Origin of the sequence: Pseudoxanthomonas kaohsiungensis (assembly GCF_010211765.1) — a bacterium.
GTDB lineage: Bacteria > Pseudomonadota > Gammaproteobacteria > Xanthomonadales > Xanthomonadaceae > Pseudoxanthomonas > Pseudoxanthomonas kaohsiungensis.
Genome location: NZ_PDWO01000001.1, coordinates 350,971 through 376,827, shown reverse-complemented (window position 1 = coordinate 376,827; position 25,857 = coordinate 350,971). Strand labels below are relative to the sequence as shown.

The following is a 25,857-nucleotide window of genomic DNA, read 5'->3' as shown; positions in this document are numbered from 1 at the left end:
TCGGTGGTCCGGGGTCGGTCGCGGAAGTAGGGCGGTCGTGCCGGCCGGGGCCGGTCACGAAGCCGCCGCAGTATAGCCTCAGCATTCACGCGACCGGAACCTGCGTCCGTGCGCCCGGTCGAACGGAGGCGCGCCACCGGTATCCATGACCTTCGGCGCATGGCGCGCGACTGTTCAGGTGATCTACTTGCATACAACACCTGATCACACCCCCTGCCACCGACTCATATGGATATCGCCATGGCCACTCGCCATACCCCCCGCCGGCGCCACGGAATGCGCGCTGCTGCGGTTGCCTTCGTGCTTGCCACCGCGCTGACCGCCTGCAAGAAAGGGGAGGGTGGCCCGGGCGAGGCCCAGGCCAAGGAGCCGGAAGTCGAGGCGATCCCGGTGGAGGTGGTGAAGGCGGCCAACCGGCCGATCGCGGCCAGCTACACCGGCACCGCCGCGCTCGAGCCGCTGGCCGAATCGCAGGTCGTGGCCAAGACCTCCGGCGTCGCCCTGGCGGTGCTGGTACAGGAAGGCCAGCAGGTCAAGGCCGGCCAGCCGCTGGTCCGGCTCGACCCGGACCGTGCGCGGCTGGCCGTGGCCCAGGCGCAGGCCCAGCTGCGCAAGCTGGAGAACAACTACCGCCGCGCGCAGCAGCTGGTCGCCCAGCAGCTGATCAGCGCCGGCGAGGTCGACCAGATGCGCTACGACCTGGAAAACGCGCGTGCCCAGTACAACATGGCCACGCTCGAGCTTTCGTACACGACCGTGACAGCGCCGATCGCCGGCGTGGTGGCCTCGCGTTCGATCAAGCCCGGCAACTTCGTCCAGATCAATACCCCGATCTTCCGCATCGTCGACGACTCCCGCCTGGAAGCCACGCTCAACGTGCCCGAGCGCGAGCTGGCGACGATGAAGGCCGGCCAGCCGGTGCTGATGCAGGTCGACGCGTTGCCGGGCCGCACCTTCGAAGGCGTGGTCGACCGGGTCGCGCCGGTGGTGGACGCCGGCAGCGGCACGTTCCGCGTGATCAGCGCGTTCAATGGCGGCGACGCACTGCAGCCGGGCATGTTCGGCCGCATCCGCATCGACTACGACCAGCGCCCCAATGCGCTGGTGGTGCCGCGCGTGGGCCTGCTCGACGACGGCGACCCCGCCCTGTTCGTGATCCGCGAAGGCAAGGCCGCGCGCGTGCCGGTCAAGGTCGGCTACGTGGATGGGGAGTGGATCGAAGTCCGCGAGGGCCTCAAGCCCGGCGACCAGGTCGTGACCGCCGGCAAGGTCGCGCTGCGCGAGGGCAGCGCGGTGCAGGTCATCGGCGCCGAGGCGCCGGCCAAGGCCGTGGCCGACGCCGCCGCCGCCAAGACCGCCGGTAGCAAGCAGTGAGCGCTCCCGACCACGCGCCGCACGACGCGGCAGGGGATGGCAGGCTGGGCGGGGGACTGGTCGAGTTCTCCACCCGGCGTCGCGTGACCATCGCGATGATCACCGTGACCATGGTGCTGTTCGGCCTGATCTCGCTGAACAGCCTCAAGGTCAACCTCCTGCCCGACCTGAGCTATCCGACCCTCACCGTGCGCACCGAGTACACCGGGGCGGCGCCGCTGGAGATCGAAACCCTGATCACCGAGCCGGTCGAAGAGACCGTCGGCGTGGTCAAGAACTTGCGCAAGCTCAAGTCGGTCTCGCGCACCGGCCAGAGCGACGTGGTGCTGGAGTTCGCCTGGGGCACGGACATGGACCAGGCCAGCCTGGAGGTCCGCGACAAGATGGAGCTGCTGGCGCAGTTCCTGCCGCTGGAAGCCAAGGCGCCGGTGCTGCTGCGCTTCAATCCGTCGACCGAGCCGATCCTGCGCGTCGCGCTGTCCGGCAACGCCGATTCGACCACCGAAGGCGAAAGCGTGCGCGTGCTCACCGAGCTGCGCCGTTATGCCGACGAGGACCTCAAGAAGAAGCTCGAGCCGGTCGCCGGCGTGGCCGCGGTCAAGGTCGGCGGCGGCCTGGAGGACGAGATCCAGGTCGACATCGACCAGCAGAAGCTGGCGCAGCTGAACCTGCCGATCGACACCGTCATCCAGCGCCTGCAGCAGGAGAACATCAACATTTCCGGCGGCCGCCTGGAGGAAGGCTCGCAGCGCTACCTGGTGCGCACGGTCAACCAGTTCGCCTCGGTCGACGAGATCCGCGAGATGCTGGTCACCACCCAGAGCGGCGGCGACAACGCGGCCAGCTCGGCGGCGCAGCAGATGGCGGCGATCGCCGCCGCCTCCGGCGACGCCAGCGTGCTGGCGGCCGCGGCTTCGGTGCAGAGCGCCTCGTCCGGTGGCGGCAGCAGCGCGGTCGCCGGCGGCATGCCGGTGCGGCTGAAGGACGTCGCCGACGTGCGCCAGGGCTTCAAGGAGCGCGAGGCGGTGATCCGCCTGGCCGGCAAGGAAGCGGTCGAACTGGCGATCTACAAGGAGGGCGACGCCAATACCGTGGCCACTGCAAAGGCGCTGAAGGCGCGGCTGGAGCAGCTGAAGAAGCAGGTGCCGCCGGACGTCGAGCTGACCATCATCGACGACCAGTCGCTGTTCATCGAGCACGCCATCGCCGACGTCAAGAAGGACGCGGTGATCGGCGGCATGCTGGCGATCCTGATCATCTTCCTGTTCCTGCGCGACGGCTGGAGCACGTTCGTGATCAGCCTGTCGCTGCCGGTTTCCATCATCACCACGTTCTTCTTCATGGACCAGCTGGACCTGAGCCTGAACGTGATGTCGCTCGGCGGCCTGGCGCTGGCCACCGGCCTGGTGGTGGACGACTCGATCGTGGTCCTGGAAAGCATCGCCAAGGCGCGCGAACGCGGCCTGGGCGTGCTGGAGGCGGCCATCGCCGGTACCCGCGAGGTGAGCATGGCGGTGGTCGCCTCGACCCTGACCACGATCGCGGTATTCCTGCCGCTGGTATTCGTGCAGGGCATCGCCGGGCAGCTGTTCCGCGACCAAGCGCTGACGGTGGCGATCGCCATCGCCATCTCGCTGGTCGTGTCGATGACGCTGATCCCGATGCTCAGCTCGCTCAAGGGGCGGCCGCCGCTGGCGTTCCCCGAGGAGGCCCCGCATCCGCAGTGGCGCCCCGCGTCGCGCTGGCAGAAGCCGATGGCAGCCACCGGACGCGGGCTCGGAGCCGGCATCCGTGGCGCCTTCCTCGGCGTGGCCTGGCTGCTGGTCCGCGCCTGGCGCGGGCTTGTGGCGGTGGTCGGCCCGGTCATGCGCAAGGCCAGTGACCTGGCCATGTCGCCGTACCACCGTGCCGAGTCGGGTTACATGAAACTGCTGCCGGGGGCACTGGACCGCCCGGGCCGCGTGCTCGGGCTGGCCGGGGCGGCGTTCGTCGCCGCGTTGCTGGTCGTCCCGCAGCTGGGCGCGGACCTGATCCCGCAGCTGGCCCAGGACCGCTTCGAAATGACGGTCAAGCTCCCGCCGGGAACGCCGTTGGCGCAGACCGACGCGCTGGTGCGGAGCCTGCAGCAGAAGCACGCCGGCGCCGAGGGGGTACAGAGCCTGTACGGCGTCAGCGGCAGCGGTACCCGGCTGGACGCCAACCCGACCGAAAGCGGCGAGAACATCGGCAAGCTGACCGTGGTCATGGCCAACGGCGGCAACGCCGAAGTCGAGGCGCGCACCACCGAGGCGCTGCGCGCGACGCTGAAGGACCAGCCCGCGGTGCAGGTCGACTTCAGCCGGCCGCAGCTGCTGAGTTCGTCCACGCCGCTGGAGGTGGAACTGCGTGGCCAGGACCTGGCCGGCATCGAGCACGCGGGCCAGAAGCTGGCGGCGCTGCTGCGCGCCAACCCGCATTACGCCGACGTGACCTCAACCGTGGAGCAGGGCTTCCCCGAAATCCAGATCCGCTTCGACCAGGAGCGCGCCGCCTCGCTGGGCCTGACCACGCGCCAGGTCGCCGACGTGGTGGTCAAGAAGGTGCGCGGCGAAGTGGCCACGCGCTACAGCTTCCGCGACCGCAAGATCGACGTGCTGGTGCGCGCCCAGAAGGACGATCGCACGTCGGTGGAGAGCATCCGCCGCCTGATCGTCAATCCGGGGAGCAGCCGCCCGGTGACCCTGGCCGCGGTGGCCGACGTGGTCTCCACCACCGGTCCGAGCGAGATCCACCGCGCCGACCAGGTGCGCGTGGCGATCGTCTCGGCCAACCTGCGCGACATCGACCTGGGCACGGCGGTGGAAGAGGTCGAACGCATGGTGGCCGAGAACCCGCTGGGCGCGGGCGTGGGCATGCACATCGGCGGCCAGGGCGAGGAACTGTCCGAATCGCTCAACTCGCTGCTGTTCGCCTTCGGCCTGGCCGTGTTCCTTGTCTACCTGGTGATGGCGTCGCAGTTCGAGTCCCTGCTGCATCCGTTCGTGATCCTGTTCACCATCCCGCTGGCGCTGGTCGGCGCGGTGGGCGCCCTGTTCCTCACCGGCTCCCCGGTGTCGGTGGTGGTGTTCATCGGCCTGATCCTGCTGGTCGGCCTGGTGACCAAGAACGCGATCATCCTGATCGACAAGGTCAACCAGCTGCGCGAGGCGGGCGTGGACAAGCGCACGGCGCTGGTCGAGGGTGCCCGTTCGCGCCTGCGGCCGATCGCCATGACCACGCTGTGCACGGTCTTCGGCTTCCTGCCGCTGGCGATCGCGCCGCTGTTCGGCAGCCCGGGCGCGGAGGTGCGCTCGCCGATGGCGGTGACCGTGATCGGCGGCCTGATCGTGTCCACGCTGCTGACCCTGGTGGTGATCCCGGTCGTGTACGACTTGCTCGACCGCCGCGCCGACGAGTACTACCGGGAGCGCGGCCGCCGCGCGCGCCGGCTGGCCGGCACGGCGGCGGTCGAAGGCGAGGGCTCGCCCGCATGAGCGTCGCGGAGTTCAGCATCCGGCGCCCGGTCACGACGGTGATGTTCTTCGTCTCGCTGTTCGTGATCGGCCTGATCGCGGCCTTCCGACTGCCGCTCGAGGCGTTCCCGGAGGTGTCGCCGCCGTTCATCTTCGTCCAGCTGCCATACACCGGCTCGACGCCGGAAGAGGTCGAGCGCACGGTGCTGCGCCCGGCCGAGGAAGCGTTGTCGACGATGCCGGGCATCAAGCGGATGGAGTCGCAGGCCAACGCCGAGGGCGCGCGCATCTTCATCCAGTTCTCCGACTGGGACCGCGACGTGGCCATCGCCGCGTCGGAGGCGCGCGAGCGGCTCGACGCGATCCGCGACGACCTGCCCGACGACATGCAGCGCTACTTCGTCTTCAAGTTCTCCACGACCGACGAACCGGTGCTGCGCGTGCGCCTGGCCAGCGCGACCGACCTGACCGGCGCGTACGACATGATCGAGCGCGAGTTCAAGCGCCGGATCGAGCGGATTCCGGGCGTGGCCCGGGTCGAGGTGTCGGGCGCGCCGCCCAACGAGGTCGAGATCGCGATCAACCAGGACCGGTTGACCGCGCACGACCTGAGCCTCAACGACCTGACCACCCGCCTGCAGGCGGTCAACTTCTCGATTTCCGCCGGCGTCATCAGCGATGGCCCGCAGCGCCTGCGGGTGCAGCCCGTCGGCGAGCTGACCGACCTGCAGCAGCTGCGGGACCTGGTGGTCGGACCCAACAACGTGCGCCTGGGCGACATCGCCGACGTCCGCCTCAAGCCGGCGCGCATGGACTACGGCCGGCGCCTGGACGGCAAGCCGGCGGTGGGCCTGGACATCTTCAAGGAGCGCAACGCCAACCTGGTGGAGGTCTCGCGCCGCGCACTGGCGGAGGTGGAGGCGATCCGCGCGCAGCCCTCGCTGCGCGACGTGCAGATCAAGATCATCGACAACCAGGGCGACAACGTCACCTCCTCGCTGCTGGAGCTGGCCGAGGCCGGCCTGATCGGCCTGGTGCTGTCGATCGTGGTGCTGTGGTTCTTCCTGCGCCACTGGCCGTCGGTGGCGATGGTCACCCTGGCCATCCCGATCTGCTTCGTGATGACGCTGGGCTTCATGTACTTCGCCGGCGTCACCCTCAACATCCTGACCATGATGGGGCTGCTGCTGGCCATCGGCATGCTGGTCGACAACGCCGTGGTGGTGGTGGAGAGCATCTACCAGGAGCGGGAGAAGTTCCCCGACAACCCGGTCGCCGCCTCGATCGTCGGCACCCGCCACGTCGCCATCGCCTTGTCCGCCGGCACCCTGTGCCACTGCATCGTGTTCGTGCCCAACCTGTTCGGCGAGCGCAACTTCCTGAGCATCTACCTGGGCCAGATCGCGATCACGATCTCGGTCTCGCTGCTGGCCTCGTGGCTGGTGGCGGTCAGCCTGATCCCGATGCTGTCGGCGCGGTTGAAGACCCCGCCGCTGGTGCACGACACCAACGGCTTCATCCCGCGGATGCAGCGCCGCTACGCCGGCCTGCTGCGCTGGACCCTGGACCACCGTGGCTGGAGCGTGCTTGGCATCCTGCTGGTCGTGCTGGTCAGCCTGGTGCCGATCAAGTTCACCAAGTTCGACATGTTCGGCGGCGACGAGGGCGGCGAGGCCCAGGTCTACTACCAGTGGAAGGGCTCGTACACCAAGGAGCAGATGTCCAGCGAGGTGCTGCGGATCGAGCAGTTCCTCGAAGCCAACCGCGCCAAGTACCGCATCACCCAGATCTACTCGTTCTTCAGCGAGCAGGGCTGGGGCGGCACGATGGTCAAGTTCGACACCGACAAGCCCGGCGAAACCAAGACCCTGGTCGAGACGCTGCGCAAGGAGCTGCCGAAGTCGGCGCGCGCCAACATCGGCATCGGCAACCAGGGCGGGCAGGGCGGCGGTGGGCAGCCCGGCCAGAACGTGTCCTTCCAGCTGGTGGGCGATTCCACCCAGACCCTGGGCGAGATCGCCGCCGAGCTGGTGCCGATCCTGTCGCGGCGCCCGGAGCTGCGCGACGTGCGCGTGGACATCGGCGACCAGAACAGCGAGCTCAACGTCCGGGTCGACCGCGACCGGGCGGCGGCGTTCGGGTTCAGCGCAGAGCAGGTGGCCAGCTTCGTCGGCCTGGCCCTGCGCGGCGCGCCGCTGCGCGAGTTCCGCCGTGGCGAGACCGAGGTGCCGGTATGGGTCCGCTTCGCCGGTGCGGAGGACTACGGCACCGAGGACCTCGAGGGCTTCATGGTCCGTTCCCCGGACGGGCGCACGGTGCCGCTGCTGAGCCTGGTGGACGTGGAGGTCACGCCGTCGGCGACCCAGATCCAGCGCACCAACCGCCAGACCACGCTGTCGGTCCAGGCCAACCTGGCCGACAAGGTCACCGTGCCGGAGGCGCGCAAGGCGATGGAGGACACCCTGAAGGGCATGGTCTTCCCGGTCGGCTACAGCTATTCCTTCGATGGCGGCGCGTTCCAGGAGGAGGACGAGGCCAGCGCGCAGATGATGTTCAACCTGCTGATCGCCCTGGTCATGATCTACATCGTGATGGCGGCGGTGTTCGAGTCGCTGCTGTTCCCGGCGGCGATCATGAGTGGCGTGCTGTTCTCGGTGTTCGGCGTGTTCTGGCTGTTCGCGCTGACCGGCACGACCTTCGGGATCATGTCCTTCATCGGCATCCTCGTGCTGATGGGCGTGGTGGTGAACAACGGCATCGTCATGGTCGAGCACATCAACAACCTGCGCCGGCGCGGCATGTCGCGCACCGATGCGCTGGTCGAGGGCAGCCGCGAGCGCCTGCGCCCGATCCTGATGACCATGGGCACCGCGATCCTGGCGATGATCCCGATCGCGCTGGCGGAGACCAAGATGGCCGGCGACGGCCCGGCCTATGCGCCGATGGCGCGGGCGATCGCCGGTGGCCTTGCGTTCTCCACCGTGGTCAGCCTGCTGTTCCTGCCCACCATCTACGCGATCCTCGACGACTTGAGCAGCGGGGTTAAGCGGCTGGTGCGCCGCGCGCGCGGCGTCGAGGCGGCGGGACCAGGCGCCGCCGCCGTGGCGGCGATGCACGTGGAATGAGGTCGGCCCGGCCCGTCGTGGCCGGGTGCGTGCGTGGCGGGCTCCGGTCCGCCGACGCGCGCGCGGCGATAGCCGTATGGCTCCGGTCCGCCGGTGGAAATCCGCAAGCCCGCCGCGAGCGGGGCTCGACCCGCCATGGGTCTGCCACGCGGCGCGCGCCAGGCGAATCTGGGCGTGGGGATGGCGCGGGGCGGCGACATCCCGCTCTGCTGAACCGCCCCGTCAGGCTCAGCCGACCAGCCGGCCCAGCATGCGCAGGCCGCCGGTCCACACGCCGATGGCGGTGCCGAGGCTGGTCAGGAAGAAGTTGAGCAACACGCGGGCCACGCCGTTGCGCCACCAGCCTTTCACGGTCTGCACGTCGTCGCGCAGTGCCATGAAATCGGCGTAGGTGGGCTTGCGCAGCGTCGCTTCGACCAGGGCGCTGATCGTGCCCGAGGCCAGCGCCGGATGCAGCGGCGTGAGCGGGGAGGCGATGAAAGCGGCCAGGATGCTGAGCGGATGCCCGCCGGCGATCGCGCAGCCCAGCGCGCCGAGCAGGCCGGTGGCCAGCACCCACTGCACGACCAGGTCCGATCCCACGTCCAGTCCGCCCTGCCAGAACCCCCAGGCGAAGCCGCCGACCACGAACACCGACAGCGCCAGGGTGAACCAGGGAAAGCGCTTGCGTTCCTGCACCGCCTCGAGTTCGCTGCGCACCGCCTGCGGCGGCGTGCCGTCCTCGCGCAGGTGCCGCGCCAGGCCGGGCAGGTGGCCGGCGCCGACCACCGCCAGCACGTGGCGGGCTCCCTGTCCTGCGTCGCGCAGGTTGGCGGCCATGTAGCGGTCGCGCTCGGCGATCACGCTTTCGTACAGCGCCGGGCTGTGCGCGGCGAACTCGCCGAAGCTCGATTCGAGCACGTCGCCGCCCTTGAGCTTCTCGATGTCGTCCTCGCCGATCTCCTCGTCGCCGACCATCGCCAGCAGGATCCCGGCGCCGGTCTTGGCCCGCCCCCACCAGCCCAGCCGCTGCATGGCGCGGCGGAAGGTCAGCCCGACCTCGCGGTCGATCAGGTGGACCGGCAGGTCGCGCGCGCGCGCCTCGCTCACGGCCGCCTTGAGTTCGGCGCCCGGCTCCACGCCCAGCTGCTCGGCCAGCCGCCGCTGGTACGCCGCCAGGGCCAGGTTCGCGGCGAACAGGTGGGTCTTGCCGTCGCGCAGCACCTTGACGATGTCCATCCGCGCCAGCGCATCGGGGTCGGAGAGCGACTGCAGGCGGCCGGCGTCCAGCTCCACGGCCACGGTGTCGTAGGCGCCGCTGTCGATGGCTGCCCGCACCGCGTCGATGCTGGCCTGGGAAATATGCGCGGTACCGAGCAGGGTGTAGCGCACGCCGTCGCGCTCGACGATCTGGTGCGGCTGGCCGTGCAGCGGATCGACCGCGGGCGGGACGGTGTCTTGCGAAGTCGTCGGATCAGCGTTCATGTGGGGGCTCGTTGTTGCCTGCGCCTAGCGGACGCTGCATCTGCACGGTATCCAGCCAGCGGCCATGCTTCCAGGCGATGCCGCGGAAGATGCCGACGAGCTGGAAGCCGAACTTCTCGTGCAGGCGGATGGAGGCGGTGTTGGTGGGCTCGCCGATGACCGCGATCATCTGCCGGAAGCCGCGCTCCTCGCACATCGCTATCAGGCGCCCGAGCAGGGCCGCGCCGATGCCCTGGCCCTGGCGCCCGGCGGCCACGTAGACCGAGTTCTCCACGGTCATGCGGTAGCCCAGGCGCGCGCGGTAGCTGCTGGCGTAGGCGTAGCCGGCGATCGTGCCGTCCGGCTCCTGCGCGACGATATACGGGTAGCCGGCGCCGACGATGGCGTCCATGCGCCGCGCCATCTCCGCCTCGTCAGGGACGTCGTACTCGTAGGTGTTGACGTGCTCGCGCACCTCGATGGCGTAGATCGCGGTGATCGCGGCCACGTCGGCCGCGGTGGCGTCGCGGAGCAGGGCGGGCACGCGCGCGCCTCAGTCGATGTAGCGCTTGAGCAGGTCGCCGTAAGCGTCGATCCGCCGGTCGCGCAGGAAAGGCCAGATCCGGCGCACGTGCTCGCTGCGCTGCAGGTCCACGTCGCACACCAGCACGGTCGGTTCGGCACCGGCTTCGGCGACGAACTCGCCCTGCGGGCCGAGCACGTGGCTGTTGCCCCAGAACTGGATGCCGGAAGCGCCGAGCGGCGAAGCCTCGTGGCCGACCCGGTTGCAGGACAGCACCGGCAATCCGTTGGCCACGGCGTGGCCGCGATGGCTGAGTACCCAGGCGTCGCGCTGGCGGTCCTTTTCGTCCTGCGCATCGTCCGGGTCCCAGCCGATGGCGGTGGGGTAGAGCAGCAGTTCGGCGCCGGCCAGCGCCATCAGCCGCGCCGCTTCCGGGTACCACTGGTCCCAGCACACCAGCACGCCCAGCCGCCCGACCGATGTCTCGACGGGGGAGAAGCCGAGGTCGCCCGGGGTGAAGTAGAACTTCTCGTAGAAGCCCGGGTCGTCGGGGATGTGCATCTTGCGGTACTTGCCCAGCAGGGTGCCGTCCTTCTCCAGCACCACGGCGGTGTTGTGGTAGAGGCCTGCGGCGCGGCGCTCGAACAGCGAGCCGACGATCACCACGCCGTGCTTCTTCGCCAGCGCGCCCAGGCGCTCCGTGCTCGGGCCGGGAATGGGCTCGGCCAGGTCGAACTCTGCGACCGATTCGTGCTGGCAGAAGTAGGCCCCGTTGTGCAGCTCCTGCAGCAGGACCAGTCGTGCGCCCTGCGCGGCGGCCTCGGCCACGCGCGATTCGATCGCTGCAAGATTGGCCTGCGCATCGCCGTGGTTGCGCTCCTGTATCAGCGCGACGGTGAGGGTCTTGCGGGTCATGGGCGTGCAGTGCGTATGCGGAAACATGGATGGTAACCCGGCGCCGCGCACCGGGCCTGAAGGCAGCGTGGACGAAGGAAGGCGCGGCGCGTATCGGGAACGCCGGCGACTCAGCGCCCCAGCCCGGCGGGCAGCTGCATGGTGATGCAGTGCAGGCTGCCGTTCTGCCAGATCAGCGGACGGCACGGGACCTGGACGATGTCCCGGCCCGGGTAGGCCAGGGCCAGCACCGCGGCCGCGGCATCGTCGGCGCGATCGCCGTAGGCGGGGATCAGCACCGCGCCATTGATGATCAGGTAGTTCGCATAGGACGCGGCCAGGCGACGGCCGTTGTCGACGATCGGCCGCGCCCACGGCAGCGGGAACAGGCGGTAGGGACGGCCATCGGCGGTGCGCAGCGCGGCGATGTCGGCGGCCATCGCCTGGAGTTCGGCGTGATGACTGTCGGCGGGGTCGTCGCAGGCCTGGAACACGATCGCATCGCCGGGCGCGAAGCGCGCCAGCGTGTCGATGTGGGCGTCGGTGTCGTCGCCTTCCAGGTAGCCATGGTCGAGCCAGAGCACGCGGTCCTGGGCCAGCCACTGGCGCAGCCGGGCGTCCAGATCCTCGCGACTCGCCTGCGGGTGGCGCTCATGCAGGCAGTGCCACGTGGTCAGCAGGGTGCCGTCGCCGTCGGTCTCGATGCCGCCGCCCTCCAGTGCGAATTCGATGCGCTGGCGCGGCGCGCCGCCGAACAACCCTTGCTGGGCGAGCGCCTCGACCAGACGGTCGTCACGTCCGGCCTCGAACTTGCCGCCCCAGGCGGTGAAGCGGAAATCGAGCACGCGGAAGCCGTCGCCCTCGCGCAGGGTGATCGGGCCGGAGTCGCGCAGCCAGGTGTCGTCGTAGTCGAACGGCACGAACCGGACTTTCGTCATGTCCACCCGGGCCGAGCGCAGGCGTGCCTCGGCATAGGTCTGCAGGTCGTCGTCGGCCACGCAGATCCAGGCCGGCTGGTAGCGGGTGACCGCCTGGACCAGGGCGATGTAGGTTTCCTCCACTTCGGCCAGGCGCTCGGCCCAGTCGGTGCCCGCGTGGGGCCAGGCGACCAGGATCGCCTCCTGGGGCTCCCATTCGGCGGGAAAGCGCAGCGTATCGGTCATTTCCTGGGGCTACTCGACGCCCGCGCCGGAGGCACGGGCTTGCTGGAATCGAAAACACCGCACGGAGAGTGCGGACTTGCGCGGGGACCGCGCCAGTTCGGGGCCCGGGCTTTGCGGCGCGGGCTGCGGGCAGTCGCTTCCGGCAGGGGCCGGATGGCGAAACGCCTCCCGCCACACGCCATCTGGCAACCGCCGCGAAGGGCGTTACCTGATCGGTGGCTTCGGGCCGACTTCGCCGGGGCTGGCCTGGTGGGCCACCACGTCGACCACCTTGTTCTTCTCGAAGTACACGATGAAGTCGGGATAGACCCAGCGGTTGATCGTCGGCCACTGGCGCTTCTGGCCGCCGCGTGGATCGAGCTTTTCCTGCGGCGTGCCGAAGCGGGCTTCGACTTCGCCCATGCTCAGGCCGCGCGCGGGCTGGGCCACGGCCGGCTTCTGCTGGGCGCGTTCGACCAGCAGCGTGTCGGCCTGGGCGCCGCCGCACAGGGCGAGCAGGGCCAGCAGGATCAGGGTGTTCGGGCGGTGCTTCATCGCGGTGCTCTCCCCGTTGGATGGCCGCCGGTGGCGGCGTGGAATGCGCGCCTGGATCCCCGGCGTCGCGCCGATTGTAAGCAGAAGCGCACGGGCCAATGTGGGCTCGGCGTCAACATCCGGCGGCCGGAGGGGGTGCCCGAAACGCAGAAGGCCGCATCGCTGCGGCCTTCGCGTCGATCCGCATGCCGGCCGCGGCCGGTGCGCCTGCCGGCTTCAGCGCTGGCGGGCCTTGAAGCGCGGATTGGACTTGCAGATCACGAAGACCTTTCCGCGGCGGCGGACCACCTTGCAGTCGCGGTGACGGGCCTTCGCCGACTTCAGGGAGGACAGGACTTTCATGACACACCTCGGAGGACGACGGATGGGAAGCCAGGGCCGCTCTGGCCTAGGCGTGCAAACAAGCCCGCCATTCTAGCCGGGTTTCCCGTGCCGGTTCAAGCGTTTGCGTCCGCCGCGCGGAGCCGGGCCGGGTGCGGGCTACAATCCGGCCCCCTGCAGCCTGCGGAGCCGCCATGCCCCCCGTCCCGGTCCTGACCATCGATGGCCCCTCCGGCGCGGGCAAGGGCACCGTGAGCCGGCTCGTCGCCGGCCGCCTGGGGTGGCATTACCTGGACTCGGGTGCGCTCTACCGGGCGGTGGGGGTGGCGGCCAGCTGGGCCGACCTGGACCTGTCGGACCCGGCCGCGCTGGTCCACTGCACTTTCGATACCGACATCCGTTTCCAGGATGATGGCGGGAGTTTGAGGGTCATTGTCAACGGAACCGATGCCACCGACGAGCTCCGGCTCGAGACCACCGGCACCCTGGCCTCGGCCATCGCGGCGATCCCGGAGGTCCGGGCCGCGCTCAAGGAGCGGCAGCGGGCGTTCCGCCGCGAGCCGGGCCTGGTTGCCGACGGCCGGGACATGGGCACGGTCATCTTCCCGGACGCCACGACCAAGGTGTTCCTGACCGCGAGTGCCGAAGAGCGCGCCCGCAGGCGTCATAACCAGTTGAAGGAAAAAGGGGTTTCGGTTACATTTGACGGTCTGCTGCGGGAGATCCTGTCCCGCGACGCCCGCGATGCGCAGCGCGCGGTGGCACCGTTGAAGCCGGCCGACGACGCCGTCCTCCTCGACACCACCGGCCTGTCCATCGACGAGGTCGTCGATCGCGTGCTGGCCCTGGTGCCTGCTCGCGCCGACTGACCGGCCGACCTGCAAGATCGCACGCAGCAGAAGGCGCGCAAGCGCCAAAGGCGCCGTCGTGGATGTCCACGGCGGTTTTTTCCAACCCACCACACAAGGCTCCTTGCGGGCCGATCAGGGGGGCGGGAGCGCGGCACTCATGCTTGCCGATGGCATCCCGTCCGTGTGTTCAACCGAGTAATCAACAATGACCGAATCTTTTGCCGAACTGTTCGAACAGAGCCAGGCCAACCTGGCCAAGCTGAAGCCGGGTGCGATCGTCATCGGCACCGTCGTGGAAGTCCGCGGCGACGTCGTGGTGATCAACGCCGGCCTGAAGTCCGAAGGCATCGTGCCGATCGAGCAGTTCCGGAATGACGCCGGCGAGATCGACGTGGGCGTGGGCGACCAGGTCAAGGTCGCGCTCGACTCCATCGAGAACGGCTTCGGCGAGACCGTGCTGTCGCGCGAGAAGGCCAAGCGCGCGATGGTGTGGGACGAGCTGGAAGAGGCCCTGGAGAAGAACGAGACCATCACCGGCCGCATCAGCGGCAAGGTGAAGGGCGGCTTCACCGTCGACATCAAGGACGTTCGCGCGTTCCTGCCCGGTTCGCTGGTCGATGTGCGCCCCGTGCGCGACCCGGCCTACCTGGAAGGCAAGGAGCTTGAGTTCAAGCTCATCAAGCTGGACCGCAAGCGCAACAACGTGGTCGTCTCCCGCCGCGCGGTGGTCGAGAGCGAGCACTCCGAGGAGCGCGAGCAGCTGATGGAGAAGCTGCAGGAAGGCGCGGTGCTCAAGGGTGTCGTCAAGAACCTGACCGATTACGGCGCGTTCGTCGACCTGGGCGGCATCGATGGCCTGCTGCACATCACCGACATGGCGTGGAAGCGCGTCCGTCACCCGTCCGAAGTCGTCAACGTCGGCGACGAGCTGGACGTTCGCGTGCTGAAGTTCGACCGCGAGCGCAACCGCGTTTCGCTGGGCCTGAAGCAGCTGGGCGAGGATCCGTGGGACAACATCGCCCGCCGTTACCCGGCCAACAGCCGCGTGTTCGGCAAGGTCTCCAACGTCACCGATTACGGCGCGTTCGTCGAGATCGAGCCGGGCGTCGAGGGCCTGGTGCACGTGTCCGAGATGGACTGGACCAACAAGAACGTCAACCCGTCCAAGGTCGTGCAGGTCGGCGACGAGGTCGAGGTCATGGTCCTGGACGTGGACGAGGAGCGTCGCCGCATCTCGCTGGGCATGAAGCAGGTCGCCGCCAATCCGTGGGAGACCTTCGCCGCGATCCACAAGAAGAACGACAAGGTGTCCGGCCAGATCAAGTCGATCACCGACTTCGGCATCTTCATCGGCCTGGACGGCGGCATCGACGGCCTGGTCCACCTGTCCGACATCAGCTGGAACACCACCGGCGAGGACATCCTGCGCAACTATAAGAAGGGCGACACGCTTGACGCGGTCGTGCTCGCTGTCGATCCGGAGCGCGAGCGCATCAGCCTGGGCCTGAAGCAGATGGAGCAGGATCCGTTCGGCCAGTACATGGCCGCCAACCCGAAGGGCTCCAAGGTCGAGGGCACGGTCAAGGAAGTGGACGCCAAGGGCGCCACCATCGAGCTGGCCGACGGCATCGAGGGCTACGTGGCCGCGCGCGACATCAGCCACGACCGCGTCGACGATGCGACCCAGCACCTGAAGGTCGGCGACAAGGTCGAGGCCAAGTTCGTGGGCATGGACCGCAAGGGCCGCAGCCTGCAGCTGTCGATCAAGGCCAAGGACGAGGCGGAGACCGCCGAGGCGCTGGCCGAGTACAACAAGACGGCCGCCGAGGCCGCCGCCGGCACCACCAGCCTGGGTGCGCTGCTGCGCGCGCAGCTGGGCGGCAAGTCCGAGTAAGTCCATAGCAGAAGCAGAACCGCGGCGGTCCGGGACTCCCGGGCCGCCGCGGCCTGTCCACACCCATCCAGCCTGCCTGAGATGACCAAGTCCGAACTGATCGAAATCCTGGCCCGCCGCCAGTCGCACCTGAAGGCCGAGGACGTCGACCTCGCCGTCAAGTCGCTGCTGGAGATGATGGGGGGCGCGCTCGCGTCCGGCGAGCGGATCGAGATCCGGGGTTTCGGCAGTTTTTCCCTGCATTACCGCCCGCCGCGGTTGGGCCGCAATCCCAAGACCGGCGATTCGGTCGCCCTGCCGGGCAAGCACGTACCGCATTTCAAGCCCGGCAAGGAGCTGCGCGAGAAGGTCAGCGACGTGCAGCCGGCCCCGGCCTCGTCCGATGACGGCCCCTGACCGGCTCGTCGTCGTCGTTCAGGTCCGCTAAGCTTCCCCCGACTGCCGCAGGAGTCGGGACATGAGCATTCTTCGTCTACTGGTGCTGGTCGCCTTCCTGGCCGCCGGCTTGGTGGTCGGTTCACTCAATCCGCAAAAGGTCGTGCTGGACTTCGGCATCGCCGAGGTCGTGACCACATCGGGCGTCGCCATCATGGTGTCGCTGCTGGCCGGCGTGCTGCTCGGCGGTGGCATCGTCATGGCCACCACGGTGCTGCCCTTGCAGGCGCGCCTGCGCCGCGCGTCCCGTCCTGCGCCGCCTGCTGCAGTCGCGGAGGAAGGCCCGCGCCCCCCCTATCAGGGAACCTGATCCATGGAATTCCTCAACGAATGGTTCTGGTTCTTCCTGCTGCTGCCGCTGGCCGCGCTCACCGGCTGGGTGGTGGGAAGGCGGGGAGGGCAGCGCCACGGCGACACCCAGGTCAGCCGCCTGTCCAGCACCTACTTCCGCGGCCTGAACTACCTGCTCAACGAACAGCCGGACAAGGCGATCGAACTTTTCCTGCACATCGCCGAACTGGACAAGGAAACCTTCGAGACCCAGGTCGCGCTCGGGCACCTGTTCCGCCGTCGCGGCGAGGTCGACCGCGCGATCCGCTTGCACCAGGGCCTGGTCCAGCGCAACGACCTCAGCGACCAGCAGCGCGTCCAGGCCCTGCTCGCGCTCGGCGAGGACTACATGAAGTCCGGCCTGCTCGATCGCGCCGAAACGGTCTTCACCGACCTGGCGCGGATCGACCAGCGCGCGCCGCAGGCGCTCAGGCACCTGATCGGCATCTACCAGGCCGAGCGCGACTGGGAGCGGGCGATCGACAATGCGGTGCGTTACGAGGAAGTCACCGGCGAACCGATGGGCAAGCTGGTGGCACAGTTCGAATGCGAACTGGCCGATCGCCATCGCGCCAACGGCGACCTCGATGGCGCGCGCAGCGCGATCGCCAGGGCCTACCAGGCCGATGCCACCAGCGTCCGCGCCGGCATCCTCGAGGGCCGCATCGAGGTGGATTCGCACAATCCGGAGGGTGCGATCCGCGCCTTCGAGCGCGCCGCGCGGCACGATCCCGATTACCTGCCGGAGTTCCTGCCCAGCCTGCTGGCCTGTTATGGCGAAGTCGGTGACAACGCGGGTGCGCGCGCGTTCCTCGCCGAGATGAGCGAGCACTATCGAGGCATCGCGCCGGTGCTGGCGCTGACCCGCCTGATCGAGGGGCAAGAGGGGGCCAAGGCGGCCCGCGACTACCTGGGCAGGCAGCTGAAGGACCGGCCGTCGGTGCGGGGCGAGGCCGCGCTGATCGACCTGACCCTGGCCGTGGGCGCGGACAGCACCGCGACCCTGCACGACCTCAAGCACATCACCGACCAGTTGCTCGTGCGCAATCCGAGCTACCGCTGTACGCGTTGCGGCTTCGGTGCACGGACCCACCACTGGCAGTGCCCGAGTTGCAAGGAGTGGGGCACGGTGAAGCCGCTGCTCAACTACGCGGTCGTCTGATGGGCATGGCGGCCTGGCTGATGCTCCTCGCGGGAGTGTCGGCGGCGGGGACCTGGTTGGCCCTGGTGTACGCGCGCCGGCACAAGCTGATCGATCAGCCGGGAGAGCGGCGAAGTCATTCGGTGCCGACTCCGCGCGGCGGGGGCATCGGAATCGCTTTTGCCCTGCTCGTCGGGTGCGCCATGGCAGCGGCGACGGGAATGGCGGGTCTCGTGTCCTTGCTGGGATTCGCCACTGGCCTGCTGCTAGTCGCCGGCATAGGCTGGGTCGATGACCACCGCCCCCTGGGGCCGGTGCTGCGCCTGCTGGTGCAATGCTTGGCAGGCCTGGTACTGGCCTGGGGCCTGCATGGAGCGGAGGGACGCTGGGGATGGGTGGTGCTCACTGCCTTGTCGGTGCCCGTCCTTGTCAACGTTTGGAACTTCATGGACGGCATCAACGGGCTGGCATCCAGCCAGGCGGTCCTGGCGGCGGCTGCAGTCGGCTGGCTGGTCCCGCCCGTGGCCTACCCGGCGCTGGCACTGGCAGCGGCGACGGCGGCTTTCGTGCCATTCAACTTTCCAAAAGCCCGGATCTTCCTCGGTGATGTGGGCAGCGGCACGCTCGGGTACGCGCTGGCTGCGCTGCTGGCGCTCGCGGCCCGGGACGCGTCAGCGCAAAAGATTCCCGACGCCCTCGTATTGGTGCTGCCGCTCTCGGCCTTTCTGATTGACGCTTCCTTGACGCTGGGTGCGCGCATGCTGGCCGGCGAGGTATGGTGGCAACCGCACACCTCTCATCTCTACCAGTGCTGGGTAAAAGCCGGACGCAGTCACACATTCGTGACCCTCGTCTACGCTGCATTCAGCGTTGTCGCTGTTATCCTTGCGTCTTATCTGAGCGGGGTTGCGCCATGGTTCGCCGGGGGGGGCGTGGCGCTTTGGCTATCCATTGCGCTCCTGGCCTGGGTCCGGTTACGACGGCGCCTCGTTCCAGGGAAGGGAACCGAAAGGCAAGCATGAACCCCGGAACGAGTACCAGTGTCGCGTTGACCCGCATCGCGGTCGTGGTCCATGACCTGGTCATGGTTTACATCTGCTGGCAGCTTGTCCACGCCCTGCGCTACGCCAGCAGCCGGGAGCCTTATACGTGGACGGAATTCTCGCCCACCGTTGCCTTGGTGCTGGTGGCCCAGGGGTTGGTGTTCTGGAGGGTGGGACTCTATCGCGGCCTGTGGCGTTTCGCCAGCGTGCCCGACCTTGGGAACATCCTGAAGGCCGGTGTCTTCGGCCTGTTGGCCATTGTCCTGGGGCTGGCCGTCTACAACCGCCTGGGCTCGGTTCCGCGCACGGTTCTGGTCGTCTATCCGTTTGCGCTCACCGTACTGCTGGGGATGCCCCGGCTGCTCTACCGGGTCTGGAAGGACCATCATATGGGCCAGCGCGGGATGGTTGCCCGGCGCGTCCTGGTCCTGGGCGCCGGGCGCGCCGGCGAGGCGCTGGTCCGCGACCTGCGGCGCTCCGGTGCGTACGAGCCGGTCGGTTTCCTCGACGACGCGCCGCGCCTGCGGGGGGCGCGCCTGCATGGCCTGTCCGTACTCGGCGGGTTGGAGGATGCGGTTCTGGTGGCGAAGGAAACCGCGGCCGGCATGCTGGTCATCGCCATGCCATCGCTAGACGCGGCCGGCATGCAGCGGGTGATGGCGATCTGCGAGCGCACGGGCCTGCCGTTCCGCACCGTGCCCCGGTTGACCGACGTCCTGGAGGGGCAGGCGTTGCCGGGCGAGCTGAAGGAAGTCGCGATCGAAGACCTGCTGGGCCGCAAGCCGGTCATGCCGGACTGGAAGCTGATCCGTGGCTGGCTGGGCAGTCGCACGGTGATGGTGACCGGCGCGGGCGGTTCGATCGGTTCCGAGCTGTGCCGCCAGTGCGCGCGCCACGGCGCGCGCCGCATCGTGTTGCTCGAGATCGACGAACTGGCGCTCATCACGATCCACGGCGACCTGAGCCGCGCGTTCCCGGACCTGGAGATCGAGGCGGTCCTGGGCGACTGCGGCGATCCGGCGGTGACGGCCCACGCATTGCGCCTGGGGCAGCCGGATGCGGTGTTCCACGCAGCAGCCTACAAGCAGGTGCCCCTGCTCGAGGCGCAGTTGCGGGAGGCCGTGCGCAACAATGTGCTGGCGACCGATACGGTCGCCCGCCTGTGCCGCGAGAGCGGCGTCGACACCTTCGTTTTCATATCCACCGACAAGGCGGTCGACCCGGCCAACGTACTGGGCGCGACCAAGCGTTTCGCGGAGATGATCGCGCAGTCACTCGATGCCAAGAGCAGCGGCACCCGGTTCGTCACGGTGCGCTTCGGCAACGTGCTCGACTCTGCCGGCAGCGTCGTGCCGCTGTTCCGCGAGCAGATCCGCAAGGGCGGGCCGGTGACGGTCACCGACCCTGAGGTTACGCGTTACTTCATGACCATCCCGGAGGCCTGCCAGCTGATCGTGCAGGCCGCTGCCGCCGGTTCGCACGCCGCCATCTACACGCTCGACATGGGCGAGCCGGTGCCGATCCGTTTGCTTGCGGAGCAGATGATCCGCCTCGCCGGCAAGCAGCCCGGCCGCGACATCGCAGTGGTGTACACCGGCTTGCGTCCGGGCGAGAAGCTGCACGAAACCCTGTTCTACGCGGACGAGCACTATCGCCCGACTTCGCATTCCAAGATCCTGGAGGCCGGCGCGCGCGAGTCGTCCGCCGAGCAGGTGCGCCTGGGGGTGGAGCGGATGCGTGAGGCGGTGGCCCACTACGACGAGGACAGCCTGCGCCAGGTGCTGCGCGAAGTAATCCCCGAATTCATTCCGGCGGAACTGGCGGCGGTGCCCGATGCGGGCGCGGTCGTGGTTCCGTTCCCCGCACGCGAGGCCCGATCGACACGATGACGTCCAAGAGGATCCGCAAGGCAGTTTTCCCGGTCGCAGGACTGGGTACCCGCTTCCTTCCCGCCACCAAGACCGTTCCCAAGGAGATGCTGCCGATCATCGACCGGCCGCTGATCCAGTACGCAGTGGACGAGGCGATCGAGGCCGGGTGCGACACGCTGGTGTTCATCACCAACCGCTACAAGCATGCGGTCGCCGACTACTTCGACAAGGCCTACGAACTCGAGCAGAAGCTCGAGCGCGCCGGCAAGACCGAACAGCTGGAGCTGGTCCGGCACGTGCTGCCGGAGGGCGTCCGCGCGATCTTCGTGACCCAGGCCGAGGCCTTGGGTCTGGGCCATGCCGTCCTGTGCGCCAGGGAGGTCATCGGCGACGAACCGTTCGCGGTGCTGCTCCCCGACGACCTGATCTGGAACCGGGGTGCGGGTGCGTTGAAGCAGATGGCCGACGCCGCCGAAACCTCAGGCGCGAGCATGATCGCGGTGCAGGACGTGCCGCACGAGGCCACCGGCAGCTATGGCATCGTCGCGACCGAAGCCTTCGACGGCCGCCAGGGCCGGATCAAGGCCATCGTCGAGAAGCCCAAGCCAGAGGTCGCGCCGAGCAACCTCGCGGTGGTCGGCCGGTACGTGCTCAGTCCGCGCATCTTCAGCCTGCTCGAGGCGACCCGTCCGGGCGCAGGCGGCGAGATCCAGTTGACCGATGCGATCGCGGCGCTGCTGGCCGAACATCCCGTCCACGCCTATCGCTTCCAGGGCACCCGTTTCGACTGCGGCACGCATATCGGCCTGATCGAAGCGACGATCCGTTATGCGCTCGACCACGAGAAGCTGAGCGATCCGGCGCGGGACATGATGCAGCGCGCCCTGGGCGAGCTGGGCGTGATCGACCAGGACTGAGCGCGCGCCGGCGACTGCCGCCGCAGTGATCGCTGAAACAAGGACGGCGCCCGAGGGCGCCGTCTCCGCTTGCGTTTCCCGCGGACGGGAGGCCCTCCTGGTAGCTCAGAGCGCCTCGAAGATCCCCGCCGCGCCCATGCCGGTTCCGATGCACATGGTCACCATGCCGTACTTCTGCTGGCGACGGCGCATGCCATGGACGATGGTCGCGGTGCGCACCGCGCCGGTCGCGCCCAGCGGGTGGCCCAGGGCGATCGCGCCACCGAGCGGGTTGACCTTGGACGGATCCAGGCCACTGTCGCGGATCACCGCCAGCGCCTGTGCGGCGAAGGCTTCGTTGAGCTCGATCCAGTCCAGCTGGTCGCGGGTCAAGCCTGCCTGCTTGAGCGCCTTGGGGATCGCGGCGATCGGTCCGATGCCCATCACCTCCGGGCGCACCCCGGCCACCGAGAAGCTGACGAAGCGCGCCAGCGGGGTGAGGCCGTAATCCTTGATCGCCTGCTCGGAGGCCAGCAAGACCGCGCCGGCGCCGTCGCTCATCTGCGAGGAATTGCCGGCGGTTACGGTGCCGCCGAACTGGCCGTTGCGGAACACCGGGCGCAGCCTGGCCAGGCCTTCCATCGAGGTGTCCGCGCGCGGGCCTTCGTCGGTATCGGCCAGCTTCTTGCGCAGCTGGATCGTGTTGCCGGCCAGGTCCGGCACATGGGAAAGGATTTCGTAGGGGCTGATCTCGTCGCGGAACTCGCCGGCGGCAATCGCAGCCAGCGCCTTCTGGTGCGAAGCCACCGCGAAAGCGTCCTGCTCCTCGCGCGAGACCTTCCACTCTTCGGCAACCTTCTCGGCGGTGATGCCCATGCCATAGGCGATGGCGACGTGGTCGTCCTTGAACACCGACGGAGACAGGGCGACCTTGTTGCCCATCATCGGCACCATCGACATCGACTCGGTGCCGCCGGCCAGCATCAGGTCGGCGTTGCCCAGGCGGATCTGGTCGGCGGCCAGGGCCACGGCCTGCAGGCCGGAGGAACAGAAGCGGTTGATGGTCTGCGCGGCCACGGTGTCGGGCAGGCCGGCCAGCAGCACGCCGATGCGCGCCACGTTCATGCCTTGCTCGCCCTCGGGCATGGCGCAGCCGATGATCGCGTCGTCGATGCGCGAGGTGTCGATGCCCGGCGCCTGCGCGACCACCGACCTGAGCACGTGGGCGAGCATGTCGTCGGGACGCGTGTTGCGGAACATGCCTTTGGGCGCCTTGCCGACCGGGGTGCGGGTGGCGGCGACGATGTAGGCATCTTGAATCTGCTTGATCATTTCGTTACTCCGGAATTCGGGAAGACCGTGCGGGTCGCAGCGAACGAGGGGGCGGCGCCATCGCTGCGACGGCGCCGCGCTGGCCTCAGTTCCTCAGCGGCTTGCCCGTCTTGAGCATGTGGCCGATGCGGGCCTGGGTCTTTTCCTGCTGGGCCAGTTCGACGAAGTGCTTGCGCTCGAGCTTGAGCAGCCACTCCTCGTCCACCAGCGCGCCGCGGTCGATCTCCCCGCCGCTGAGCACGGTGGCGATGCGGGTGGCGATCTCCTCGTCGTACGGGCTGATGAAGCGGCCTTCGAGCATGTTGACCAGCAGCATGCGGAAGGTGGCGATGCCGACGTCACCGGCGGCCTGGATGCGGCGTGCCGGCAGCGGCGGACGGTAGCCGGCCTCGGCCAGCGCGCGTGCCTGCGCCTTGGCCACGTGCAGCAGCTCGAAGGCATTGAACACCACCACGTCGTCCTGGCGCAGCAGGCCCAGCTCCTTCGCTTCGACTGCCGACGTCGAGACCTTGGCCATGGCCACCGTTTCGAAGGTCTTCTTCAGCTCGGCGAACACGTCGCCGCCCGGACCGGCCGCACGCGAAGCGCGAACCGCCAGTTCCTTCAGGCCGCCGCCGGCCGGCAGCAGGCCCACGCCGGCCTCGACCAGGCCGATGTAGCTCTCCAGGTGTGCCACGGTACGGGCGCTGTGCATCTGGAATTCGCAGCCGCCGCCCAGGGCCAGGCCGCGCACGGCCGCCACCACCGGGACCAGCGCGTACTTGATCCGCTGGCTGGTGCGCTGGAAGTTGGCGACCATCGCCTCGAACTGCTCGATCCTGCCGGCCTGCAGCGCGCCCAGCGCACCGGCCAGGTCGGCGCCGGCGGAGAAGGGCTCCTTCTGCTGCCAGATCACCAGGCCCTGGAAGTCGCGCTCGGCGATCGTGATCGCTTCCTGCAGGCCGTCGAGCACCTGGTCGGAGACGGTGTTCATCTTGGTCTTGAAGCCGACCACCGCGATACCGTCGCCGTCGTGCCACATGCGCACGCCGTCGTTCTCGAACACGGTCGTGCCGGCGTCGAACTTCTCGCCCAGCAGCGGATCGGGGAAGCGCTGGCGCTGGTAGACCGGCAGGGTGGAGCGGGGCACCAGGGCGTTGTCGGCCGGGCTGTAGCTGCCGGCCGCCGCATGCACGCCGTCGCGGCCGTCCAGTACCCAGGCCGGCAGCGGCGCATCGCTCATGGCCTTGCCGGCGGCGATGTCGTCGGCGATCCACTGCGCCACCTGCTTCCAGCCGGCGGCCTGCCAGGTCTCGAACGGGCCCAGCGACCAGCCGTAGCCCCAGCGGATGGCCAGGTCGACGTCGCGCGCGGTGTGGGCGATGTCGACCAGGTGGTAGGCGCTGTAGTGGAACAGGTCGCGGAACGCGGCCCACAGGAACTGCGCCTGCGGATGCGCGCTCTCGCGCAGCCTGGCGAACTTCTCGGCCGGGTTCTTGACCTTGAGAATCTCGACCACCTCGTCGGCGGCCTTGCGGTCCGAGGCGCGGTAGTCCTGCTTTTCCAGGTCCAGGACGACGATGTCCTTGCCGACCTTGCGGAAGATGCCCGCGCCGGTCTTCTGGCCCAGCGCGCCCTTGGCGATCAGTGCGGCCAGCCAGTCCGGCGACTGGAAGTACTTGTGCCACGGGTCGCCGGGCAGGGTGTCGGCCATGGTCTTGATGACGTGGGCCATGGTGTCCAGGCCGACCACGTCGGAGGTGCGGTAGGTGGCCGACTTCGGCCGGCCGACCAGCGGGCCGGTCAGCGCGTCGACTTCGTCGAAGCCCAGGCCGAACTGGCGGGTGTGGTGGATCACCGACAGGATCGAGAACACGCCGATGCGGTTGCCGATGAAGTTCGGGGTGTCCTTGGCGTAGACCACGCCCTTGCCCAGGTTCGTGACCAGGAAGGTTTCCAGGCCCTCCAGCACGGCGCGGTCGGTGGTCTTGGCCGGGATCAGCTCGGCCAGGTGCATGTAGCGCGGCGGGTTGAAGAAGTGCACGCCGCAGAAGCGGTGGCGCAGTTGCTCGGGCAGCACCTCGGCCAGCTTGTTGATGCCCAGGCCCGAGGTGTTGGAAGCCAGCACCGCGTGGTCGGCCACGAACGGGGCGATCTTCCGGTATAGGTCCTGCTTCCAGTCCATCCGTTCGGCGATGGCCTCGATGATCAGGTCGCAATCCTTCAGCTGCTCCAGCCCGCTGTCGTAGTTGGCCGGGGTGATCGCCTCGGCCAGCGACCGGCTGGCGAACGGGGCGGGGCTGAGCTTGCCCAGGTTGGCGATGGCCTTGAGCACGATGCCGTCGGCGGGACCTTCCTTGGCGGGCAGGTCGAACAGGACGGTATCCACGCCCGCATTGGTCAGGTGGGCGGCGATCTGCGCACCCATGACGCCGGCACCGAGGACGGCGACGCGTCGGACAAGTAGTTTCTCAGACATGTCTTTCAACCTGTTGATTTGACGTGGTTACTTTGCCGGGGCCTGGAGGCCTGCGGCGGCGAAACGGATCAGTTCACGGGCCGCACGGGCCCGGTGCGTGGCCTCGCTGGCGCCGGCCGGCCGCTTGATCAGGCCGAAGTCGGACATCGCGTAGGTGAGCGAGCCGGCCAGGAAGTCCAGGCGCCAGTACAGGGTTTCCTTGTCCAGGCTGGGCAGGCAGCCCGCCAGGGCCTTGCCGAACTCGCGCAGCACGTGGCCGTAGTGGTCCGAGAGGAACTTTCGCAGGCTCTCGTTGTGCTCGGCGTAGGCGCGGGCGATGACCCGCACGAAGGAGGCGCCGCCGTTGCGGTCCTGGGCAAGGGCCAGCGCGGGCTCGATGAATGCCGCCAGCACCGGCTCGAGCTGGCCGGGGTGGTCGCGCAGCGCCACTTCCAGCTGCTGCAGGCGGCTGGCGGTCATCCCGTCCATGCGCCGGCGGAAGACCTCGTTGACCAGGTTCTCCTTGGAGCCGAAGTGGTAGTTCACGGCCGCGATGTTGACCGCGGCCAGGCTGGTCACCTGGCGCAGCGAGGTACCGGCGAAGCCGTGCTGGGCGAACAGCTCCTCGGCCGCGCCCAGGATCCGGTCCTTGGTGGAGAAATGTGCGGGCTTGCCCATGCCTGTGGTGCCGTATCCGGGTAAATCAAACGATTGTTTTATCCTAGGCCCGCGCGGCGGCCGGGTCATTTTGCGGTGCAG

The 25,857-nt window shown here is 68.8% G+C and carries 20 protein-coding genes; 11 read left to right on the top strand and 9 right to left on the bottom strand.

The genetic code is table 11. From position 1 onward, the window contains the following. The first annotated feature begins 240 nt into the window (after positions 1-240). From CSC66_RS01705 to CSC66_RS01695, 3 genes are read left to right on the top strand one after another with little or no spacing between them, the layout of a single operon-like run. The gene (locus CSC66_RS01705) at positions 241-1,374 is read left to right on the top strand and encodes an efflux RND transporter periplasmic adaptor subunit (protein ID WP_162375597.1); all 1,134 of its coding nucleotides are present in this window, start codon (positions 241-243) and stop codon (positions 1,372-1,374) included. Next, positions 1,371-4,886 (top strand): efflux RND transporter permease subunit, encoded by a 3,516-nt coding sequence (locus CSC66_RS01700; protein ID WP_162375595.1) that lies wholly within the window; start codon positions 1,371-1,373, stop codon positions 4,884-4,886. Before CSC66_RS01705 ends, CSC66_RS01700 begins: the two co-directional genes overlap by 4 nt. Further along, entirely contained in the window at positions 4,883-7,990 is a 3,108-nt protein-coding gene (locus CSC66_RS01695) for an efflux RND transporter permease subunit (RefSeq protein WP_162375594.1), read from the top strand. Before CSC66_RS01700 ends, CSC66_RS01695 begins: the two co-directional genes overlap by 4 nt. Positions 7,991-8,218: 228 nt before the next feature. Here CSC66_RS01695 and CSC66_RS01690 read toward each other — a convergent pair whose 3' ends face one another. The 6 genes from CSC66_RS01690 to ykgO all read right to left on the bottom strand — a co-directional run bounded on the left by CSC66_RS01690 (position 8,219) and on the right by ykgO (position 12,889). Next, on the bottom strand, positions 8,219-9,454 hold the full coding sequence (locus CSC66_RS01690) for a TraB/GumN family protein (protein WP_162375592.1): 1,236 nt from the start codon (positions 9,452-9,454) through the stop codon (positions 8,219-8,221). Further along, entirely contained in the window at positions 9,444-9,977 is a 534-nt protein-coding gene (locus CSC66_RS01685; RefSeq protein ID WP_162375590.1) for a GNAT family N-acetyltransferase, read from the bottom strand. Before CSC66_RS01685 ends, CSC66_RS01690 begins: the two co-directional genes overlap by 11 nt. Positions 9,978-9,986: 9 nt before the next feature. Then, positions 9,987-10,871 carry a carbon-nitrogen hydrolase gene (locus CSC66_RS01680; protein WP_162375589.1) on the bottom strand — a complete coding sequence of 295 codons (885 nt, stop codon included), beginning with the start codon at positions 10,869-10,871 and terminating at the stop codon, positions 9,987-9,989. A 110-nt stretch (positions 10,872-10,981) separates the two neighbouring features. Continuing rightward, positions 10,982-12,013: an agmatine deiminase family protein gene (locus CSC66_RS01675; RefSeq protein ID WP_162375587.1), complete on the bottom strand. Its 1,032-nt coding sequence runs from the start codon at positions 12,011-12,013 to the stop codon at positions 10,982-10,984. Positions 12,014-12,217: 204 nt separating this feature from the next. Continuing rightward, the gene (locus CSC66_RS01670) at positions 12,218-12,547 is read right to left on the bottom strand and encodes a hypothetical protein (RefSeq protein WP_162375585.1); all 330 of its coding nucleotides are present in this window, start codon (positions 12,545-12,547) and stop codon (positions 12,218-12,220) included. Between the two features lie 216 nt (positions 12,548-12,763). Then, a complete protein-coding gene (ykgO, locus tag CSC66_RS01665; RefSeq protein ID WP_010342887.1) occupies positions 12,764-12,889 on the bottom strand; it encodes a type B 50S ribosomal protein L36 in 126 nt (41 codons plus the stop codon). A gap of 173 nt (positions 12,890-13,062) precedes the next feature. Here ykgO and cmk point away from each other — a divergent pair, with 173 nt between their 5' ends. The 8 genes from cmk (at position 13,063) to galU (ending at position 21,350) form a co-directional block, all read left to right on the top strand. Then, positions 13,063-13,737 (top strand): (d)CMP kinase, encoded by a 675-nt coding sequence (cmk, locus tag CSC66_RS01660; RefSeq protein ID WP_162375583.1) that lies wholly within the window; start codon positions 13,063-13,065, stop codon positions 13,735-13,737. A 187-nt stretch (positions 13,738-13,924) separates the two neighbouring features. Then, positions 13,925-15,613, top strand: a complete 1,689-nt coding sequence (gene rpsA / locus CSC66_RS01655) for a 30S ribosomal protein S1 (protein WP_162375582.1) — start codon at positions 13,925-13,927, stop codon at positions 15,611-15,613. An 81-nt stretch (positions 15,614-15,694) separates the two neighbouring features. Next, positions 15,695-16,009 carry an integration host factor subunit beta gene (locus tag CSC66_RS01650; protein ID WP_162375580.1) on the top strand — a complete coding sequence of 105 codons (315 nt, stop codon included), beginning with the start codon at positions 15,695-15,697 and terminating at the stop codon, positions 16,007-16,009. 61 nt (positions 16,010-16,070) lie between these two features. Then, the gene (locus tag CSC66_RS01645) at positions 16,071-16,358 is read left to right on the top strand and encodes a hypothetical protein (RefSeq protein ID WP_162375578.1); all 288 of its coding nucleotides are present in this window, start codon (positions 16,071-16,073) and stop codon (positions 16,356-16,358) included. 3 nt (positions 16,359-16,361) lie between these two features. Further along, positions 16,362-17,540 carry a lipopolysaccharide assembly protein LapB gene (gene lapB, locus CSC66_RS01640; protein ID WP_162375576.1) on the top strand — a complete coding sequence of 393 codons (1,179 nt, stop codon included), beginning with the start codon at positions 16,362-16,364 and terminating at the stop codon, positions 17,538-17,540. A gap of 5 nt (positions 17,541-17,545) precedes the next feature. Beyond that, on the top strand, positions 17,546-18,541 hold the full coding sequence (locus CSC66_RS01635) for an MraY family glycosyltransferase (protein ID WP_238394204.1): 996 nt from the start codon (positions 17,546-17,548) through the stop codon (positions 18,539-18,541). Further along, positions 18,538-20,451, top strand: a complete 1,914-nt coding sequence (locus CSC66_RS01630; protein ID WP_238394223.1) for a polysaccharide biosynthesis protein — start codon at positions 18,538-18,540, stop codon at positions 20,449-20,451. Before CSC66_RS01635 ends, CSC66_RS01630 begins: the two co-directional genes overlap by 4 nt. After that, the gene (galU, locus tag CSC66_RS01625) at positions 20,448-21,350 is read left to right on the top strand and encodes a UTP--glucose-1-phosphate uridylyltransferase GalU (protein WP_162375572.1); all 903 of its coding nucleotides are present in this window, start codon (positions 20,448-20,450) and stop codon (positions 21,348-21,350) included. The genes CSC66_RS01630 and galU overlap by 4 nt, the downstream gene beginning before the upstream one ends. A gap of 105 nt (positions 21,351-21,455) precedes the next feature. On the opposite strand, the gene CSC66_RS01620 is transcribed toward galU, so the two are convergent. From CSC66_RS01620 to CSC66_RS01610, 3 genes are all read right to left on the bottom strand, one after another. Beyond that, positions 21,456-22,661, bottom strand: a complete 1,206-nt coding sequence (locus CSC66_RS01620) for an acetyl-CoA C-acyltransferase (protein ID WP_162375570.1) — start codon at positions 22,659-22,661, stop codon at positions 21,456-21,458. An 85-nt stretch (positions 22,662-22,746) separates the two neighbouring features. Next, positions 22,747-25,119: a 3-hydroxyacyl-CoA dehydrogenase/enoyl-CoA hydratase family protein gene (locus CSC66_RS01615; protein WP_162375568.1), complete on the bottom strand. Its 2,373-nt coding sequence runs from the start codon at positions 25,117-25,119 to the stop codon at positions 22,747-22,749. Positions 25,120-25,146: 27 nt separating this feature from the next. Then, a complete protein-coding gene (locus tag CSC66_RS01610) occupies positions 25,147-25,776 on the bottom strand; it encodes a TetR/AcrR family transcriptional regulator (RefSeq protein ID WP_162375566.1) in 630 nt (209 codons plus the stop codon). Positions 25,777-25,857 lie beyond the last annotated feature (81 nt).